Here is a 19,212-nt window from a genome sequence, read left to right on the forward strand (position 1 = left end):
GAGCATGAACGCCTATCACTTTGATTTTTGCGGAACCCGATGCAGCGCCTTGCCTTCAGGCGCGCTGTATTTGCCTGAACACGCAGTACTTTGCGTCTCTGACCTGCATCTTGGTAAATCCGAACGGATCGCGCGGCGCAGCGGCGTGATGTTGCCCCCTTATGAGGTGCAGGAGACCTTGCAAAAGCTGGAAACCGATATCACCACGACCCAACCCCGACAGGTGATCTGCCTCGGAGACAGCTTCGACGACCTTGATGCCGCCAACAGCCTTGATGAGGATGCGCGGCTTTGGCTGACACGTTTGCAGGCAGGCAAATCATGGGTGTGGATCGAGGGAAATCACGATCCGGGTCCGGTTGACCTTGGCGGAACACATCGGTCGCAAATGACTATTGGCACACTCATCTTCTGCCATATAGCCACGGCGGAAACAGCCGAGGTGTCAGGTCACTATCACCCCAAACACCGCGTTGCAGGGCGCAGCAGGGCGGCGTTCCTTTATGATGCGCACAGGCTGATCATGCCCGCCTATGGCGCCTATACGGGCGGGCTCTCCAGCCAAGCCGCAGACTTGCGCAAACTCTTTAGCGGACAGATCATCGCGATCATGACTGGCCACAAAGCCATCCCTGTGCCTGTTTAAACGGTCAGCCCCTCAGGCTCTGCCAACCCGTTTGCACGGCAACAGGCGGTCAGCGTATTGGCCAGCAGACAGGCAATGGTCATCGGCCCCACGCCACCAGGCACAGGGGTAATCGCACCGGCGACGGCGGCGCAACTGTCGTAATCCGCATCCCCCACCAGACGGGTGCCGCCTTCGGGCTTATCGATCCGGTTGATGCCCACATCAATCACTGTGGCACCCGGTTTGATCCAGTCGCCCGTGACCATCTGCGGACGCCCCACAGCGGCCACTACAATATCGGCCCGTCGCACGACATCGGGCAAATCCTTGGTCCGGCTATGGGCGATTGTGACGGTGCAACTGTCATTCAACAAAAGCTGCGCCATCGGTTTGCCCACGATATTCGAGCGGCCGATCACAACGGCATTCATCCCCGACAAGGACCCATGATGATCGCGCAGCATCATCAAACTGCCCAAAGGCGTACACGGCACCATGCTTTTCTGCCCCGTACCCAACAAGCCCACGTTCGAGATATGGAAGCCATCAACGTCCTTGGCCGGATCAATGCTGTTAATCACCAGATCGCTGTTGAGATGCTTGGGCAGCGGAAGTTGCACCAGAATACCATGCACAGCAGGATCATCGTTCAACTGCGCAATCAGCGCCAGCAAATCCGCCTCGGAGGTGTCTGCATCCAATCGGTGCTCGAAAGACGCCATCCCGACCTCGACGGTCATCTTGCCCTTTGACCGGACGTAGACCTGGCTGGCAGGGTCCTCGCCCACCAAAACAACAGCCAGACCGGGGGTGATGCCATGATCGGCCTTCAGCTTAGCCACGCCTTCGGCGACTTGCCCGCGGACCTTTGCGGCAAAGGCTTTTCCGTCAATTACTGTTGCTGTCATTACGTCTTCTCTTTGTTGGTCGGATAGGAAATGGGCGGGGCATGGCCCCGCCCGTATCAGTTAGAACAGCCCTTCGATCTCGCCTGCATCATTCAGCATGATCTGCTCGGCCGAAGGCACACGTGGCAGGCCCGGCATGGTCATGATCTCACCGCAGATGGCAACGATGAAGCCGGCACCGGCGCTCAAACGCACCTCGCGGACCGGTACCGAGAACCCTGTCGGCGCACCGCGCTGGGTGGGATCGGTGGTAAAACTGTATTGTGTCTTGGCCATACAGACCGGCAGATTGCCGTATCCCTGCTCTTCCCACGTCTTCAACTGCTCGCGAATTTTGCCATCAACAACAACACCATCAGCGCGGTAGATTTTCTTGGCAATCGTGTCGATCTTGTCAAAAAGGGTCATGTCATCGGGATAGATAGGAGCAAAATTCGCTTCACCCGCGTCGGCAATCTGGGCCACACGTGTCGCCAGATCCTTGGTCCCTTCTGATCCCAGCGCCCAGTGCTTGCACAGGATCGCCTCGGACCCTTGGGTTGCGACATAGGCTTTTACCGCTTCAACCTCTGCATCGGTGTCGGTGACAAAGTGGTTGATCGCCACGACGACCGGCACACCAAAGGATTTGACGTTCTCGATGTGCCGGCCAAGGTTGGCGCATCCCGCCTCGACCGCCGCGACGTTCTCTGTCCCAAGGTCGGCCTTGGCAACGCCCCCGTTCATTTTCATCGCGCGCACCGTGGCCACAACCACCACGCAAGATGGTGCAATGCCAGCCTTGCGGCATTTGATGTTCATGAATTTCTCGGCACCCAGATCGGCACCGAAACCTGCCTCTGTGACGACATAGTCCGCCAGCTTCAGTGCAGTTGTTGTCGCGGTGACCGAGTTGCACCCATGCGCGATATTGGCAAAAGGTCCGCCATGCACAAAGGCCGGATTGTTTTCGAGTGTCTGCACGAGGTTCGGCTGCATCGCGTCTTTCAACAACACCGTCATCGCGCCATCGGCCTTGATGTCACGGCAGTAGACAGGGGTGCGGTCGCGGCGGTAGGCCACAATGATATTGCCCAGACGCTTTTGCAGATCGTCCAGATTGCGGGCCAAGCACAGGATCGCCATGACCTCGGATGCCACAGTGATGTCAAATCCTGCTTCACGCGGGAAGCCGTTGGCCACACCACCCAGAGACGTCGTGATCTGACGCAAAGCCCGGTCGTTCATGTCCAGCACGCGCCGCCACACCACACGGCGGATATCGATCTCGAGTTCATTGCCCCAGTAGATGTGGTTATCAATCATCGCCGACAGCAGGTTATGCGCCGAGGTAATCGCGTGGAAATCGCCTGTGAAATGCAGGTTCATGTCTTCCATCGGAACGACCTGCGCGTAACCACCGCCCGCAGCGCCGCCCTTCATACCGAAACACGGCCCGAGCGAGGCTTCGCGAATACAAACCGCGGCCTTCTTGCCAATGGCATTGAGACCGTCGCCCAGACCAACAGTCGTGGTTGTCTTGCCCTCGCCCGCAGGTGTCGGGTTGATTGCAGTGACAAGGATCAGCTTGCCATCGGGGCGGTCTTGTACCGCGTTGATCAGTCGCTGGCTGACCTTTGCTTTGTCGTGGCCATAGGGCAGCAGATCGTCGCTCTCGATGCCCAGCTTCGCACCGATTTCCTGAATTGGGCGCTTATGTGCGGCGCGCGCGATCTCGATATCAGACTTATATTCCATGAAAACCTTACCCATTTCTTGGCAATTGCCGTGTGTGTCCCTGACCGCTTCTAGCGCTTGGTTATCACCCCATGCACTGTGATTGCGACATATTCACCGCCGGAATCGTCGGCAGTACGTCTGCTTGTGTCGGATGGGAAACCTAAGGGGCCCATGGGCGTTGGTCAGGGATATGCAACGTGACGGTATCACCCAGATGGATACTCCCTTCACGTTCAACCCAAGCTGTCACGCCGCGTTTGCCTTTCGCCGCGGTTTTGAATTTGTCGCCTGCACCGGGATGACCGGCGTTGATCACCTTGGCGGGCAGATGACAGGGACGGTTCTGCATATCGACCACAATCGTAGAGCCATCCGCGAATTGCAAACGCGATGAGGGGGGCAGGTGACTAAAGTCAGGGATACCGCCAATCATCAAAGACGCGCCGATCAGCGCAGGGTCCAGCGTTTCCAACCCGCAATCCACGGCAATCTCGGCCAATTCCTCGGCAGAGACGACCGACAGTTGGCGCACGTTGCGGATTTCAGTATTGCGCGGATACTGGCTTAGAACCCGGCTACAGGATGGGCGCGTCAGCCCACCATGCACTTCACCCGGAATACCCGCATAGGTCAGTTCTGCCATATCCGCCGCTTGCGAGCGCAAAGAAGCATTGCGGTCAGGCACATGGCCGATCCAGACAACTTCGCCGGTGATTTTTGTGGGGGCCAATGCAGGCATTCCGCGCTCCTCTTTGTCGTTGGCCTATGCTTACGGCAGACAAATGAAGGCTTCAATCGGCAGTCACCAAAGAAAAACGCCGCTCTGTAAAAAGCGGCGTTTTGTTCTTATGCAGACGGTTCCGGTTCCATCCCGCCATCATCCGAAGCGCGCGGCTTCTTGGGCTTGGTTTTCGGGATCGCCGTGACCGATGGGGTCCCACCCGCAGACGGCGTATCATCGCTGTCGTTGCCGGCCTGTGGAGGTTCACCCGCCATCACGCGCTTGATCTCGTCACCGGTCAGCGTTTCATACTCCAACAGCCCCTGCGCCAGACGCTCGAACTCTTCGTTCTTTTCGGTAATGATCTTATACGCCAATTCATACCCGGCCTGGATAAAGCTGCGCACCTCATCCTCGATCAGCTCTTTGGTGTGGGCGGATACCGATAGACCAGCAGTATTGCCGGAATACCCTTCATGCGCCTCGGAATAGTCGATGTTGCCGACCTTATCGGACATGCCCCAACGCAGGATCATCGCGCGGGCCAATTGGCTGGCCTGCTGGATGTCACCGGCAGGGCCGTTGCTGACCTGATCGGCACCGTATTTGATGGTTTCCGCCGCCTTGCCTGCCATGGTCATGGCCAGACGCTGGTGGCATTCATCACGGAACATGTTCAGGCGGTCCATCTCGGGCAGGCTCATCACCATGCCCAAAGCACCGCCACGCGGAATGATCGTGGCCTTATAGACCGGATCGCACTTCGGCAGCGTGATCCCGACAATCGCGTGGCCCGCTTCGTGATAGGCGGTCATCTCCTTTTGCTCGGCAGTCATCACCATGGACCGGCGCTCGGCCCCCATCATGACTTTATCCTTGGCGCTTTCGAAGTCGACCATCGTCACAAACCGACGTCCCACGCGCGCTGCCATCAGTGCAGCTTCGTTCACAAGGTTCGCCAGATCGGCACCGGAGAAACCCGGAGAACCGCGCGCGATGATGCGCAGATCAACATCGGGGCCAAGCGGGATTTTACGCGCGTGCACGCCCAAAATCTTTTCACGGCCTTTGATATCGGGGTTCGGTACAGTAACCTGCCGGTCAAAACGGCCAGGACGCAGAAGCGCAGGGTCAAGCACGTCACGGCGGTTGGTCGCCGCGACGATGATCACACCTTCGTTGGCCTCAAACCCGTCCATCTCGACCAGAAGCTGGTTCAACGTCTGCTCACGCTCGTCGTTGCCGCCACCGATCCCGACACCACGTGCGCGGCCGACGGCGTCAATCTCGTCGATAAACACGATACATGGCGCGTTTTTCTTCGCCTGCTCAAACATATCGCGGACGCGGGATGCGCCCACACCAACAAACATTTCGACAAAATCAGAACCAGAGATCGTAAAGAACGGCACACCAGCTTCGCCCGCAATAGCGCGTGCAAGCAGCGTTTTACCCGTACCGGGAGGGCCGACAAGCAAGGCACCTTTGGGAATTTTGCCACCAAGACGCGAGAATTTTTGCGGGTTCCGCAGAAATTCGACGATCTCTTCAAGCTCCTCTTTGGCTTCATCAATGCCCGCGACATCATCAAACGTGACGCGCCCGTGTTTCTCAGTCAGCAGCTTTGCCCGCGATTTGCCAAAGCCCATCGCACCACCTTTGCCGCCGCCCTGCATCCGGTTCATGAAATAGATCCAGACACCGATCAAAAGCAGGAAGGGAAGCAGGCTGAGCAGGAATGACTGGAACACAGATGTTTCCTGGCTCCGCGCCTCAACCGGCACACCGGCGGCCAGCAAAAGCTGTGTCACTTCAGCATCTTGCGGACGGATCGTTGTAAAGCTGCGGCCTGCTTCGGTGAAGCGGATATTCTCACCATCAATGACGGCGCTTGTTACGCTGCCACCTTCGACAGCTTCGACAAAAGCAGAGTAGCTGCGCGTCTCACTATTCGTGGCGCCCTGCGGACTGCTGAAGAGATTGAACAGGGCCAGAACCATAAGGAACAGGACGACCCAAAAGACCATGTTACGCGCGTTGCCCAAGGGGGAAACTCCTTTGAAATGGGGAAGTGGGACGACAAAGTCGCCGCACAAGCGTTTCATCTAAAATAGAGGTTAAACCTCAATCTTCAATGGCAAACGCCGATGTATGGAAATCCGCGACAATCCGCGCAGACCATCCGTGCGATAAACCGGCCAAAGGTGCTGCGATCAAGCGCCCCCCCTGCCAGACCGAAGGCGAGGCCATCAGAGACGCGCGCGGGACGCCAGCATCGCGCCAATCGGGGCACTCCTTGACCCCTGCGCCCAGCGCTTTGAAGGTCAAATCATCGTGCACAGGCCCCTCAAGGAACCAGCGTTTATCCCAAAATACACCCAAGGGTCGTCCTGCGTCCGATTGCAAGCGCACGGCGGAAGTAGTCGCCGCCGCCTCACGCATCAGGCGGACTGCGCCCCCTTCACCAGGTGTCATGATGCAACCGCCCAAGGTAATCGTAGCGCCCTTGCGCGCCTGCGCGACCGTTTCCAGTAATTGCTCAAAACGCGGCCGGTAGTTGCGGCGGCCCACCCAAGCAAACGCAGCAGCCATGACACGACGTGGTGCATCGGCCTTACCGAGATCAAGTGCGGCAGGTGCCAAGATCAGGTCACCTGCATCTTGCCGCACATGCAGCTTGGCAAAGCCGAGCGCAGCCTCTTGCAATGACAAATGTGCCGCCTGCATGTGGTCGACGGTTTGCAGCAACCGTTTGCGTGTCATGCCCAAGGTTTCCAGCTGTGCGAACATCTGGCGCGCGCGCACGCGGTCAAATCGTGGGTCTTCGTTGCTGGGGTCTTCGGCCCATGTGATCTTCTGTTGCGTCAACCACCCGCGAAGATCGGCCCGCGACAGGCCCAAAAGCGGACGGAACACTTGCAGACCGTCACGCTGCGTCATCGGATACATCGCAGTGAGACCATCAATGCCAGAGCCCCGTGCCAACCGCATCAAGAGCGTCTCAACCTGATCATCCTCGGTATGACCGAACCAGACCGTGCGCAGATCATGCATCAAGGCCCAGTCGCGCACGGCGGCCCAGCGCCCCTCGCGGGCCGCGGCCTGTAGATTGCCCTTGCCATACCATGTCCAATTGACGACCGCATGATCAATGCCAAGGGTCATGGCCTGTGCGGCCACCAAGGCGATCTCGTCTTTCGCTTCGGGGCGGAGACCATGATCAATCGAAATCGCGAAAAGCTTACCTGCTGGACGAAACCGCGCGGCCAACTGCATCAAGGCAACGGAATCGCCACCGCCCGAAACAGCAAGGCCAATAGGTTGGTCAGATTTGCCTGAAGCCGCGATTGCAGTCTGGAACCGCGCCTCTACACTGTCCAAAGGCCGATTTACTGGCATCCCAAGGCTTGCATTTCCATCTGGGCGTCAAGCACGGTCGCGTTGCCGGGGAAACGGACGTTGACTTCGGCAAGTGTCAGGCAGGCATCTTGTGTCTGACCGATCTTGCCAAGCGAAGAGCCCAGTTTGAACAAGGCATCCGGCGCCTTTGGTCCTGTCGGGTTGCCAGAGAAGGCATCAAGATAAGCACGCGCCGCATTTGTCGTTTCACCCAAACCTTCCAAAGCCTCGCCGCGCAGATAATTCGCATCAGAGGTCAGCGGACTACCCGGGTAGGTCGCGACAAAGGTCTCAAGCTGGTCAACGGCGCTGCGAAAGTCACCTGCAGCGAGCGCCTCCTGGGCCCGCTCGATGTCGCTTTGTTCACCAATTGCCAAGGCTGGCCCGCCTGTGTTCTGGTTCGTTACCGGCGCAACAGCACCCGGCACTTCAATGCCGCCCAAAGGCGTATCGTCCAGCTGGCCGATATCACAGCCCGGCTCGAGCTCACAAAGGCGGAAGTTCAGATCACCGATGCGATTATTCGCATCGGCAGTAATGCTGTTCACCCGGAATTCGAGCTGTTCGGTGTTCGAAGTCAGGCGCTGCAACTCCGCCTCGATCGCGTTCAGACGATCAAGCGGCGTATTGCCCGCAACGCCTGCACCAAGCCCGCCTGTCGTCGACAATTCACGTTTCAGACGCTGCACATCAACGAAAAGCACCGTCAACTGTTGCCTGATATCCGCCAAGGTTTCTTGCTGCGCAACGGCAGGAAGCGGCGAGATCAGCAAAGCGCAGACAACAGCAAGACGGTACAACATATGGGCTTCCTTCAGGTCTTGATCAGCTTGTCATTGCAGAGAACGACAGAACGGTGACGGCGCGACGGTTCTGCGCATAGCAGCTTTCCTCTGAACAAATCGCAATGGGGCGTTCCTTGCCAAAGCTTGTCACTTGCAGACGGTTCGATGGCACACCGCGCGACACCAGATACTCACGCACCGCATTTGCACGGCGCTGGCCCAGCGCGAGGTTGTATTCACGTGTGCCCTGTTCATCGGCGTGGCCTTCGATTACCGCGCGGTAATCTGCGTTCGTCAGCAACCACTGCGCCTGCCCGTCAAGAATAGTCTGGCCTGCGGGCGTGATCGTGGATGAATCCACTGCAAACAGAACACGATCACCGATGGTCTGATTAAAGAAGAGCGGGCTTGTCGGGTCGCTTGCCGATCCGGCCATACCGACGCCCATACCTGCATTCGCGCCGGCACCGGCGCCGCCATCGCGGCCAGCGCCAAAGCGATCAGGGTTCGTACATGCTGCTGTTGCCAGCACCAAGAGCACAACCGCCGTTGTCTTAAAAAGTGTCATAGGGTTTCATCCTGTTTCATAACTGCTCGGTTTTTTTCTTACTCTAGCATGGCTTTCACCATTAGGGAATCACACATCGTTACGGCTGCAACGGGCCCCATGAAGGATCGGACGCGCCGCTTGGCAAAGGCACGGCCTTGAGGTTGCGACCCGAAATATCAACCGAATACATTGATGAGGTCCCGGCCGCCCCTTGGGTTTCGCGGCTGAACATGATGACGCGACCGTTGGGCGACCACGTCGGCCCTTCATCAAGGAATGACGAGGTGAGCAAACGCTCTTCCGAGCCATCAGTGCGCATCACGCCGATATGGAACCGCCCAGCGTTTTGTTTGGTAAAGGCCACAAGATCACCGCGGGGCGACCATACAGGTGTGCCATACCGCCCCTCACCAAAGGAAATGCGCCGCGCCTCACCGCCATTGGCGGACATGATGTAAAGCTGCTGGTTGCCGGAACGGTCGCTTTCGAAAACAATCTGGCTACCATCCGGTGACAGGCTTGGCGCGGTTTCGATGGAAGGCGCCGAGGTCAGGCGCACATGCTGGCCCGTTGCCAGATCGGTGCGGTAGATGTCGGTATTGCCGCCATTGGAAAGACTATAAATCACCTGCCGCCCATCGCGGGAAAAGCGCGGGCTAAAGGCCATTTCACCCGGGGCTGTCTGTAACTGCTGGCGGCCAACGTTGGCCACGTTCAACACGTTGATCCGCGGAAATCCGCTTTCGAAACTGGTGTAAAGCACGCGGTCGCCACTGGGGGAAAAGCGGGGGGCAAGCACAATGCTGCTGCTATCGGTCAGGAACTGTACGTTCGCACCATCAAAATCCATGATCGCAAGGCGCTTTTGGCGGTTATCCTTGGGTCCAGTCTCAGAGACAAACACAACGCGGCTGTCAAAATAACCGCCCTCGCCGGTAATCCGGCTATAGACCGCATCCGCAACCTTGTGCCCCATGCGCCGCCATCCGGCAGTGGTGCCCGCAAATTGCAGACCCTGCCCCAACTCTTGGCCAGAGAAGACGTCATACAGACGGAATTTCACTGTGAGCTGATCCCCGTTCACCGTAACCGCCCCGACAATCAGGGCCTGCGCGTTGATCGCGCGCCAGTCTGCAAAGGCGACAGGCTGCACGAAGGAACTGATCTGCGAAATAAAGGCCGTGGCGGGCACTTCTCGGAAAAGGCCGGTGCCTGCGAGGTCCTGCACCACAAGGCGCGAAATATCCAAGGCCGCTTGCTGTGCCGCAGGTGTTTCCGCTTCGAAACTAGGAACAGCAAAGGTGATCGGCTCAATCACACCATCCGTGATGGTCAGCCTCAACGGGCCAGATTGCGCCATCACCGGCCCTGCCAGCATCAAGGCCATCAAAACTGTCAAAAGTCGTTTTATCATTTTTGCCTCACTCTGCCCCATCGGACATTTGCCCGAATCTGCACTGTCTTTCCTCATTATGGCAGGGGGAAAAAACCATTTCACCTCACCTACGCGTGTCTTTGCCTATCGCAACCGCATCCCGCTTGGATCAAAGGTGATCACAACGTCCTGCCATTGGTCGTATTTGTCGGCGGGAAGCTGATAGCCCCCGGATTGACACCGCAGGATCGCGCGGCGCGCGGCCTCAAATGCGGTGTTGGTGGCGCTCTGGTCACCGTCAGATGACAGAAGGCGGACTTCGTTGCCGATTACGCGGCCCTCGCGATCAAGGCTAAAGCCCACCTCAACTGTTACACGTGCCGCAACCGATCCAGGATCAACGTTCCAGCAGCGGTTCACCGACAGGCGGAAGCTGTCACGCTCGGACCCAGTCATCGGCGGACCAGCTGCAATGGCAGGGGCATCAGCAGCACTTGCCAAAGCTGCGGCCAAAGCATCTGCGACGTCATCTTCGCGCACGGCAGGTTCCGTCTGCGTCGGTTGGGTTGGGGCAGGCTCCTGTTGCGCCGCTGCCGTCTGTTGCGGTGGCGCAGGGCGGCTGGGACGCGTTGACGGGCGGATAGATGTGGTCGGGGCCAAATCATCAATCACGATCGCCGTTGTCGTCTCTTCAGGTGCAGTGGCCTCTTGCTCTTCGGCCACAACCTCGGCCTCGGCGCTGTTGTCCGGCACAACCTCTTCGCGCACCACATCATCCACCCGTGCATCAGGCGGAGGGGGCGCGGAAATAGTCGAGGCGACTGTCGGTGCCTGTGGTGGCGTCGGGGTCTCACTCACCTGTACATCCGGTGTCGGTGGCGGAGTGACGGGCGGCGCAGGCTCTGCGGGTGGCGCATCCACAACTTCGGCCTGCGGCGGCGCAGGCGGAGGGGGTGGCGGCGGCGCTTCTGCTGCGGGCGGCTGAATCGGCGCAGGCGGCGGGGCAGGTTCAACAGTCGCTTCTTCTGCAGGCTGCGGCGGCGGGGTCTCTTCGATCACCGGCGGAACGGGGGCCGCCGGATCAGCCAACCCCGGCTGGGGCGTCGTGCGGGCACGCATCTGTTCAAATTGATCACCGGACACCAGCGAGACATCCATCGTCTGTATCTGCAACGGTTCAGACGACATGCCCCAGCCGACAATCAGCCAGCCGATCAGCCCGACATGGCCAATCCCCGAAATGATGGTGCCCGGCGTTGCCATGATTTAGCCGTCAGAGCCGCCTGCGGCAGGCGGCGCGATATCGGTCACAAGACCAATGTCCGAGAACCCACCGGCGTTCAACAAACCCATCACCTCGGCCACACGGTTCCAATCGTTGCGCCCGTCAGCGCGCAAAAAGATCTTGTCGCTGCTGCGCTCTGCGGCAATGGCCTGCAAGCGGGCGACCAATTCGGCCTCGGTGGTGTCGGTTTCCTGAATCATTACGCGGCCATCATTGGTGATTGTCACCGTTAACGGCTCTTCTTCATCACCCGGTAAAGCGGTCGCTGACGTCTCGGGCAGTTCCACCGGAATGCCGACAACCGAAAGCGGTGCGGCCACCATGAAGATGATCAACAACACCATCATCACATCGACAAAGGGTGTGACGTTGATCTCGGACATCGGCTGTCCGCGCCGCGAGCGGCGACGGCGGCGTCTGCCTCCGTCATCGCCTGATTTCATGACCCCTGCGCTCATCTCAGCTGTCCAACTGGCGGCTCAGGATCGTGGCGAATTCATCGGCAAATGCCTCATAGCCGCTGACGATCTGGTCACTATCCGATGAAAGCTTGTTGTAATAAATGACGGCCGGGATCGCGGCCAGAAGGCCAAGACCGGTCGCCAACAAAGCCTCGGCGATGCCCGGTGCAACAACAGCCAGATTGGTGGTCTGCGCCTCGGCGATCTCGATAAAGGCATTCATGATACCCCAGACCGTCCCAAACAGCCCCACAAACGGGGCGGTTGAACCGACGGTCGCCAGAATTGGGAGGCCCTTTTGCAAACGCGCCGCCTCTTTCACGATCGCCACATCCATCGACCTGTCAATCCGCGCGGTCGCACCCGCAATCAATCCGCCATCCTGCCTGTGCGACCTGCGCCATTCCAGCATACCTGCGGCAAATATCTTTTCCGATGCGCCCTCGGGGTCGGCCCCGATCTGCTCGAACAATCCGTCCAGCGGCTCACCCGACCAGAATGCACGGTCAAAAATCTCGGCCTCGGCGCGCGCTTTGCGATATTGGATGATCTTGTCGATAATCACAGCCCAGCACCACACGGATGCCAGGACCAGCATGATCATGACGATTTTAACAGTAATTGTGGCGCGCGCGAATAACGCCCACATGGTGAATTCGTGTGCTGCTTCCATATGCCTGCTCTGCCTGTAGGCCCGATTTTGGGCTCTGATTACGCCTCAGCGTATCGCATCAACTTACAGAAATCCAACCAATCCCGCATCACTTTCGCGAAATCGAGCGGTTTTTAATGCACAAACCGGCGGATCACTGCCGGAAGACGGGCAACAGCACCCTCAACAGTCATACAAATGATGGTGACGATCGCGGAAAATAGTACGACGTCACCGCGCATGACGTCTTGCTTAACAACCAGACGCGCACCCGATCCCGGCTGCATGGTCGTGTGCACCACAAGTTCATCATCATATTTCGCTGGCAGCAGATAGTCGGCCTCGACTCGGCGGACAGCGAACACCAGCCCGTCTGCCTTCATCTGCACCTGATCTACACCCAACTCGCGCACCCATTCACTGCGCGCGCGTTCGATGAATTTCAGGTAATTTGCATAATAGACAATGCCCGCCAGATCGGTGTCTTCGTAATAGACGCGGATAGGAAATTGATGCGTCATGATGCCTTTTGCACCCGCGCCGCGATCCGCAAAGCATGGCTGGCATCGCGCGCCATTGTTGGCATGACCGGATCATAGGCCGCACGGATCACATCCGCGATTTCAGGACGCAACATCGCCCTATCCCCAATCATCGCCAAAGGCGGTATCTCGTCAAATGCCGTATCCGACCACAACAGTATCGTCTGCACTGCCTGGCTTAGCGCCAACGTATCCGCAGGCACCGCCGCCAGATGATCGTCCATGCGCAAGAACACAAAGGCCGCCCGTATCGCGCCCGCTTCATCGAACCGGAAAATCCGGTATTGATTGGCATCGGCCTGCTTCAAACGCCCGACCAACGGCGCAAGATCAGGCACTAATTTGTCCAGATGCGGCACCTCGGTCATCTCGTCCCAATCCTGACAGAAAAACACCATCAGGTTCGCACCCAATTCCATATCCGTCTCGGCCATCTGATGCGACGCCAGTGTCACCACAGCCTCAATCGCGCCTTTGAAAACCGCCAGTGTGGCATCATCGACCCCGAACACCACCGGCACGATCGGCCGCCCCCAACGGGCAAACACATAGGCACTGTCCGCGCGGGTAAAAAGCTGCTCTATCGCCTGATTTTCCATGTCCATTCAAACTTCCGCCGGAGGCATCTGCCCTCTCAACCAAATAAATCCGTCTGCGATTTGGGCGCGTTCAGCCCCAGATGCGTCCAAGCAAGCTGCGCCAGCATCCGGCCTCTTGGCGTACGCTGGATCAAACCTTTTTGCAGCAGATAGGGCTCTATGACATCTTCCAGACTATCACGGCTTTCCGACAGGGCCGCAGAAAGCGTCTCGACCCCCACAGGTCCGCCTGCGTAGCTCTCCGCAATCAGCCGCAGATAGCGGCGGTCGGCATTATCAAGGCCCAGATGATCCACGCCAAGACGGGTCAAGGCACTATCCGCAATAGCCTGGGTCACAGTGCCATCGCCTTCAACAATCGCAAAATCCACCACACGGCGCAACAAACGGCCCGCGATGCGCGGCGTACCACGCGCACGGCGGGCGATCTCGCGTGCGCCTTCAGGTGCGGCAGGTGCGCCCATCAGGCGCGCGCCGCGCGTGACGATTTCGTGCAATTCATCTTCGGTGTAAAATTCCAACCGCGTCGGAATGCCGAAACGATCCCGCAGTGGCGTGGTCAAAAGCCCCATCCGCGTGGTCGCCCCCACAAGCGTAAAGGGCTGCAATTCAATCCGCACGGTGCGCGCCGCAGGGCCTTCGCCGATCACCAGATCAAGCTCGAAATCTTCCAGCGCGGGATAAAGCACCTCTTCCACCGCCGGATTTAGCCGGTGGATTTCATCAATGAACAACACATCCCGCGCTTCTAGATTGGTCAGGATCGCCGCCAGATCACCCGCCTTGGCCAGAACCGGCCCCGAAGTCATCCGGAAATTCACCCCCAATTCGCGCGCCATAATCTGGGCGAGCGTGGTCTTGCCCAATCCGGGCGGGCCATGAAACAGGGTATGGTCCATCGCCTCGCCGCGCCTGCGCGCACTTTCCAGAAACACCGACAGGTTCGCCCGCGCCGCCTGCTGGCCGATAAACGCGTCGAGCGTCTGCGGCCGCAGCGCGCGGTCTTCATCCTCTGGCCGCGGGGCCGCGCGCAATGTTGGGTCAGGCTGGTCCATCGCCATCCCCTACCCCTTTGGTGCCAGCAATTTCAAGGCAGCACGGATCAGGGTCGATGTATCCGCATCCGGCGTGGCCCCTGCTGCTTCAGCCACAGCACTCGCCGCCTCACCCGGCGCATAGCCAAGGTTCCCAAGCGCCGACAACGCCTCTGCGCTTGCCGGATTGCCCTGTGATACTACCGCCTTACGCGGGGCTTTGGGCGCATCCACCTCGATCACGTCATCGCCCAGCGCCTCGGCGACAGATCCACCCATCGCCATCACACCGGGGGCCTTGTCCTTTAATTCAATCGTCACGCGCTGCGCGGTCTTGGGGCCGACACCTTTGGCCTTGGCCACAGCATTCCAATCGCCCAGCGCAATCGCGCGGCTGACGCCATCGGCCCCCAAAGTGCCCAAGATCGCCATCGACGCCTTGGCCCCGATCCCCTGCACCGACATCAATAGACGGTGCCATTCCTTTTCAACCAGCGTGGTAAAACCGAATAGCTGCAAGTTATCTTCACGCACCAACAAATCGGTATAAAGCGCCACCGCCTCGCCATTGGCAGGCAGCCCCGCCATCACGCGATCAGAGACATAAACGATATACCCCACGCCGCGCACATCAATCAGCACGTGATCCGTCGCGCGATAGTCCAGCCGCCCTGCAATCTTGCCAATCATGCGCCAGCCTTTGCCAATGCGGCAGCAAGGCTGCTGGAAGACTGTACGTGAAACGAATGACAGATCGCGATGGCAAGCGCATCGGCTGCATCAGGCCCGGCCAGTTGCACACCGGGCAATTGCACTTTGACCATATGCGCGACCTGTACCTTGTCAGCATGGCCAACACCCACCACGGCCTTCTTGACAGCATTGGGGGCGTATTCACCAACAACAAGACCCGCCTGCGCAGGCACCAGCATCGCAATACCGCGCGCCTGACCCAGTTTCAGCGTCCCTGCCCCGTCCTTGTTGACAAAGGTCTGTTCGACTGCCGCCGCCTGTGGCTGGTACTTTTGCAAGACTGCGGTCAGTTGCTGATGCAATGACAAAAGGCGGTCGGCCATGTCGCCCACCTGCGAGTGACAGATCCCGTTGGCGACATGTGTCAGCCGTGATCCGGCCACGTCGATAATACCCCACCCCATATTCCGCAGGCCCGGATCGATCCCCAAAACACGCATCGCTCGCCTCTTTTTTTGTTCTGATTGTATCGCTAGCACAAAACGCGAACAAAGACCAAGAGGATTGGCATAGCGCCAGTTATGCGCCGAAAAGATCACACCGCCTGAATGCGGCACTCAAAGGGTGAAAAGCGCCTCCATTAAACCCTTATAAATAAATACTTTGCGGCAGCATATGCACAAAAATGAGGCATGATGAAAACGCATATGACCCATGCTAAGATGGCACTAGTCAACCCGTGCTTTCCCTCATAGATGCCCCCTATCAGATCAACGCTGCACCTGCAGCATAGACAATAGGAATATGGCCATGGCCTCTTTTGACACAACCCGCCCCGTCGCTGGCCAATCCGCTGGCAAAATTTCTGGTTTCTTCATGAACATGTTCAGCGCCGTTGCTGCATGGAATGATGCCCGTATCACGCGCAATTCGCTGTCCAAGCTGACAGCCCGTGAGCTGGACGATATCGGCCTGACATATGGCGACATCGAAGAAATCGCGACACGCACCGCACGCTAAGCAAAAGCGACTGACCAAAAGCGAAAGGCCGCGTCCATTTGGAACGCGGCCTTTTCGTTTTTCTGTTATGCTGACTTAATTCTGCGGCAGCACTGTTGCGATACCCGCAGCTGCAACCATGGTCACAGGATCGGGCTGCATCACCCAAGCGCCGGCCTGTTCAAGTACGGTGCCGCCTTCCAGTGTCGCAACGCGCTCACCGTAGGCTGCTTCGCCCAGATAAGCGAACAGGAAGCCCTTGAACAGGAAGCCAAGGAAGAGAACCGCCAACAGACCTTTGAGCGGGAAGCGCGGGCGGTAGAGCCGTGGCTTTGCCACGATCAACCCGTCAGAGTTTACTGTCCGCACAACGCCGTTCGCCATTTTCTCATGGCGACGGACGATCTTTTTCAGTCTTTTATCAAAAGGGACGTGGGCTTGCACCGAATCATCCTCCAAAGTTTGACGGTTACTCATAATACAACAACATCTTTACGTTCGCACCAACCGCGTGAATTTTCAATTAATCTGGGCAATATGGCCCTATTTGGACGAAACTTTGCCTAAAATTAGCGTCGTCCAGTCAACAATCACATGCCGTTCAATCAGATTGAACCCGTTTTGAGCATAGACGGCGATCACCTCGTCAGCCTGCTCATTGAGAATCCCCGATAGAATCGCATAGCCGCCGTTTGCGATATTGGCTCCCATATCCGGCGCCAGACCGATCAGCGGAGCCTTGAGGATATTCGCGAAGATCAGGTCATATGGTGCGCTGTCTTTCAGGACAGGCGCTCCGAAACCGGCTGCGACAACGCAGTTCACGCGGTCCTGCAGCCCGTTGCTGACAACATTGGCCTGCGCCACTTCAACGGCGGTCGGGTCAATATCACTGGCGAGAACGGTATCAGGCAGCACTTTGGCAGCGGCCATCGCCAGCACTGCCGTGCCGCAACCCACATCCAGAATGTTCTTTCCGGCGAAACCGTCCGTCAGCAACTTGTCGAAGGCCTCCAGACAGCCCTTCGTTGTACCATGATGCCCTGTGCCAAAGGCCATGGCCGCATCAATCAGCAAAGGGATCTTGTCGGCTGGCACCTTGTCTGCATCATGCGTGCCGTAGACGAAGAACCGTCCTGCCTGCACAGGGGACAGTTCGCGCTGCACTTTTGACACCCAATCCTGTTCGGGGATTTCCGAGATGTTGAAGGGCTTTGCGTCATAGAGTGCCGATAGCACGGCAAGCGCTCCGGCATCGGGCCGGTCCATAAAGTAGGCCGCGACCTCCCAAAGGCCTGAGCCGTCTTCAATCTCGAAGACACCTATGCCTGTCGGTTCCGGCTCAAGCCCTTCAATCGCTTCGGCCAAGGCATAGGCCGGGTCTTCACCGGTGATCGTTGTCAAAGCCGAATAGGTAATCATCATCTTGCCCTTGCGCTGGTTCACTTTCCGTTATGGCGCGCCCCGCGCCCCGTCAAGCAATTCACGGTCCGCAAGGATGATCTGCGCAATCTCCTTGGCCCAAGCCGCATAGACCGCAGGGCCGGGGTGGAACCCGTCTTCGGACATGTTCGTCTTATCCAGATCCAGATCAATGCGCACCATTGTACAGGCAGGCCGTGCCACGACAAGCGCATCCAGATGCCTGTCAAAGCGGGCAGCCTGACGACCCAGCACCCAGCGCAGCGGATGTGGCAAGAGCGGGAACTGTTCCATCGGCGGCAGGCTAGAAGCGACGATCTTTCGCGCACCGAACTGTGTCGTCAGCCGATCAAACAAAGCTGTTTGTTGCCGCCGCCATCGGCCGAGCGACACAGCCTTTGTCACGTCATTCACGCCCAAAGCGGTGACGGCAACGTCGTATGGCCCTTCTTGCAGCGTATCGAGCCATTCCAATACATCTGATGTCTTGGCGCCGGTCACAGCGTGCAGATGATATGTCACGGTCGCATGGGGGGCCAAATGCGTGGTCAACTGCCCCAGCAAGGCCTGCTCTTGCCGCGCGACACCTACCCCCACGGCCGAGCTATCGCCAAGGATCAAAAGCCGTAATGGCGGCCCCTGTCCGATCGTCCCTGTGCGATCTCCCGTTGGTTCCGGCAAGGCAATATAGCGCTTGCGCACGAACACTGCCTGCCCCAGCAAGACCGGCAGCAGCAGAATGCGTGCGGCAATATGAAGTGTATCGCGCGTGTCAGGCACCCACGCCAATCGGGCAGGTCACGCCCGTGCCACCAATCCCGCAGTAACCCCCGGGGTTCTTGGCCAGATATTGCTGGTGATACTCTTCCGCAAAATAGAATGGCGGCGCATCAATGATCTCGGTCGTGATCGCGCCATAACCGGCCTGCGACAAACGCGGAGCGAAGGCCTCTTTTGCAGCTTCCGCAGCAGCTTTCTGTACTGCTGAATAGGCATAGATCCCGGAACGGTACTGCGTGCCTGTATCATTGCCTTGCCGCATTCCCTGGGTCGGATCATGGCCTTCCCAGAAGACCTGCAGCAATTGATCATAGGAAATGACCGCAGGATCATAGATTACGCGCACGACCTCGTTATGGCCGGTCTTGCCGGAACAGACCTCTTCATAGGTCGGGTTGGGGGTATAGCCGCCCGCATAGCCCACCATGGTTGATTGCACGCCGTCCAGTTTCCAGAACATCCGCTCGACACCCCAGAAACAGCCCATACCGAACATGGCTTCTTCCATGCCCGCAGGCACAGCGCCTGTCAGCGGGGTCTCGAACACGTGATGGGTCTTGGCTGTGGGGATCGCATGCGCACGGCCCGGAAGTGCTGCATCCTTAGCTACCATTTCAGATTTCGCGCGGGACATGAAAAACATATGAACGCCTCCTATCA

At 58.3% G+C, this 19,212-nt stretch carries 22 protein-coding genes; 2 read left to right on the forward strand and 20 right to left on the reverse strand.

Annotation, left to right across the window (positions count from 1 at the left end; translation table 11 throughout):
• The first annotated feature begins 4 nt into the window (after positions 1 to 4).
• Positions 5 to 646 (forward strand): ligase-associated DNA damage response endonuclease PdeM, encoded by a 642-nt coding sequence (gene pdeM, locus SJY29_RS12085; RefSeq protein WP_400083324.1) that lies wholly within the window; start codon positions 5 to 7, stop codon positions 644 to 646.
• Here the strand turns inward: pdeM and folD are convergent.
• From folD to ruvC, 16 genes are all read right to left on the reverse strand, one after another.
• Positions 643 to 1,536: a bifunctional methylenetetrahydrofolate dehydrogenase/methenyltetrahydrofolate cyclohydrolase FolD gene (gene folD / locus SJY29_RS12090; RefSeq protein ID WP_400083327.1), complete on the reverse strand. Its 894-nt coding sequence runs from the start codon at positions 1,534 to 1,536 to the stop codon at positions 643 to 645. The genes pdeM and folD overlap by 4 nt on opposite strands.
• A gap of 60 nt (positions 1,537 to 1,596) precedes the next feature.
• A complete protein-coding gene (locus tag SJY29_RS12095; RefSeq protein ID WP_400088921.1) occupies positions 1,597 to 3,273 on the reverse strand; it encodes a formate--tetrahydrofolate ligase in 1,677 nt (558 codons plus the stop codon).
• Positions 3,274 to 3,415: 142 nt separating this feature from the next.
• On the reverse strand, positions 3,416 to 3,994 hold the full coding sequence (locus SJY29_RS12100) for an MOSC domain-containing protein (protein WP_400083330.1): 579 nt from the start codon (positions 3,992 to 3,994) through the stop codon (positions 3,416 to 3,418).
• 107 nt (positions 3,995 to 4,101) lie between these two features.
• On the reverse strand, positions 4,102 to 6,003 hold the full coding sequence (ftsH, locus tag SJY29_RS12105; RefSeq protein ID WP_110278560.1) for an ATP-dependent zinc metalloprotease FtsH: 1,902 nt from the start codon (positions 6,001 to 6,003) through the stop codon (positions 4,102 to 4,104).
• Positions 6,004 to 6,100: 97 nt separating this feature from the next.
• Positions 6,101 to 7,375, reverse strand: a complete 1,275-nt coding sequence (gene tilS / locus SJY29_RS12110; protein ID WP_400083333.1) for a tRNA lysidine(34) synthetase TilS — start codon at positions 7,373 to 7,375, stop codon at positions 6,101 to 6,103.
• On the reverse strand, positions 7,366 to 8,178 hold the full coding sequence (gene ybgF, locus SJY29_RS12115) for a tol-pal system protein YbgF (RefSeq protein ID WP_400083336.1): 813 nt from the start codon (positions 8,176 to 8,178) through the stop codon (positions 7,366 to 7,368). Before ybgF ends, tilS begins: the two co-directional genes overlap by 10 nt.
• A gap of 22 nt (positions 8,179 to 8,200) precedes the next feature.
• Complete coding sequence (gene pal, locus SJY29_RS12120; RefSeq protein WP_400083339.1) at positions 8,201 to 8,728, reverse strand: peptidoglycan-associated lipoprotein Pal; 528 nt, start codon at positions 8,726 to 8,728, stop codon at positions 8,201 to 8,203.
• Positions 8,729 to 8,807: 79 nt separating this feature from the next.
• Complete coding sequence (tolB, locus tag SJY29_RS12125) at positions 8,808 to 10,124, reverse strand: Tol-Pal system beta propeller repeat protein TolB (RefSeq protein WP_400083342.1); 1,317 nt, start codon at positions 10,122 to 10,124, stop codon at positions 8,808 to 8,810.
• 105 nt (positions 10,125 to 10,229) lie between these two features.
• Complete coding sequence (locus tag SJY29_RS12130) at positions 10,230 to 11,348, reverse strand: energy transducer TonB (protein WP_400083345.1); 1,119 nt, start codon at positions 11,346 to 11,348, stop codon at positions 10,230 to 10,232.
• 3 nt (positions 11,349 to 11,351) lie between these two features.
• Positions 11,352 to 11,828, reverse strand: coding sequence for an ExbD/TolR family protein (locus SJY29_RS12135; protein ID WP_400083347.1), 477 nt, complete (start codon positions 11,826 to 11,828; stop codon positions 11,352 to 11,354).
• A 1-nt stretch (position 11,829) separates the two neighbouring features.
• A complete protein-coding gene (gene tolQ / locus SJY29_RS12140; protein ID WP_400083350.1) occupies positions 11,830 to 12,504 on the reverse strand; it encodes a protein TolQ in 675 nt (224 codons plus the stop codon).
• Between the two features lie 113 nt (positions 12,505 to 12,617).
• Positions 12,618 to 13,004, reverse strand: a complete 387-nt coding sequence (gene ybgC, locus SJY29_RS12145) for a tol-pal system-associated acyl-CoA thioesterase (protein WP_110278260.1) — start codon at positions 13,002 to 13,004, stop codon at positions 12,618 to 12,620.
• A complete protein-coding gene (locus SJY29_RS12150; protein WP_400083353.1) occupies positions 13,001 to 13,630 on the reverse strand; it encodes a hypothetical protein in 630 nt (209 codons plus the stop codon). Before SJY29_RS12150 ends, ybgC begins: the two co-directional genes overlap by 4 nt.
• 29 nt (positions 13,631 to 13,659) lie before the next feature.
• Positions 13,660 to 14,679: a Holliday junction branch migration DNA helicase RuvB gene (ruvB, locus tag SJY29_RS12155; protein ID WP_110278557.1), complete on the reverse strand. Its 1,020-nt coding sequence runs from the start codon at positions 14,677 to 14,679 to the stop codon at positions 13,660 to 13,662.
• A gap of 9 nt (positions 14,680 to 14,688) precedes the next feature.
• Entirely contained in the window at positions 14,689 to 15,348 is a 660-nt protein-coding gene (ruvA, locus tag SJY29_RS12160; RefSeq protein WP_400083356.1) for a Holliday junction branch migration protein RuvA, read from the reverse strand.
• A complete protein-coding gene (gene ruvC, locus SJY29_RS12165) occupies positions 15,345 to 15,851 on the reverse strand; it encodes a crossover junction endodeoxyribonuclease RuvC (protein WP_076661037.1) in 507 nt (168 codons plus the stop codon). The genes ruvA and ruvC overlap by 4 nt, the downstream gene beginning before the upstream one ends.
• Positions 15,852 to 16,161: 310 nt before the next feature.
• On the opposite strand from ruvC, the gene SJY29_RS12170 reads away from it, so the two are divergent.
• Positions 16,162 to 16,371, forward strand: coding sequence for a DUF1127 domain-containing protein (locus tag SJY29_RS12170; protein WP_055296229.1), 210 nt, complete (start codon positions 16,162 to 16,164; stop codon positions 16,369 to 16,371).
• A gap of 75 nt (positions 16,372 to 16,446) precedes the next feature.
• Here the strand turns inward: SJY29_RS12170 and SJY29_RS12175 are convergent, their stop codons facing one another.
• From SJY29_RS12175 to msrA, 4 genes are all read right to left on the reverse strand, one after another.
• Positions 16,447 to 16,734, reverse strand: a complete 288-nt coding sequence (locus SJY29_RS12175; RefSeq protein WP_400083360.1) for a hypothetical protein — start codon at positions 16,732 to 16,734, stop codon at positions 16,447 to 16,449.
• A 159-nt stretch (positions 16,735 to 16,893) separates the two neighbouring features.
• Positions 16,894 to 17,772 (reverse strand): 50S ribosomal protein L11 methyltransferase, encoded by an 879-nt coding sequence (locus SJY29_RS12180; protein WP_400088924.1) that lies wholly within the window; start codon positions 17,770 to 17,772, stop codon positions 16,894 to 16,896.
• A gap of 30 nt (positions 17,773 to 17,802) precedes the next feature.
• Positions 17,803 to 18,552: an SGNH/GDSL hydrolase family protein gene (locus tag SJY29_RS12185; protein ID WP_400083363.1), complete on the reverse strand. Its 750-nt coding sequence runs from the start codon at positions 18,550 to 18,552 to the stop codon at positions 17,803 to 17,805.
• Entirely contained in the window at positions 18,545 to 19,195 is a 651-nt protein-coding gene (gene msrA / locus SJY29_RS12190) for a peptide-methionine (S)-S-oxide reductase MsrA (RefSeq protein WP_400083365.1), read from the reverse strand. Before msrA ends, SJY29_RS12185 begins: the two co-directional genes overlap by 8 nt.
• Positions 19,196 to 19,212: the final 17 nt, after the last annotated feature.

It is taken from the genome of Yoonia sp. R78084 (assembly GCF_044595625.1).
In the GTDB taxonomy this organism is placed as follows: Bacteria; Pseudomonadota; Alphaproteobacteria; order Rhodobacterales; family Rhodobacteraceae; genus Yoonia.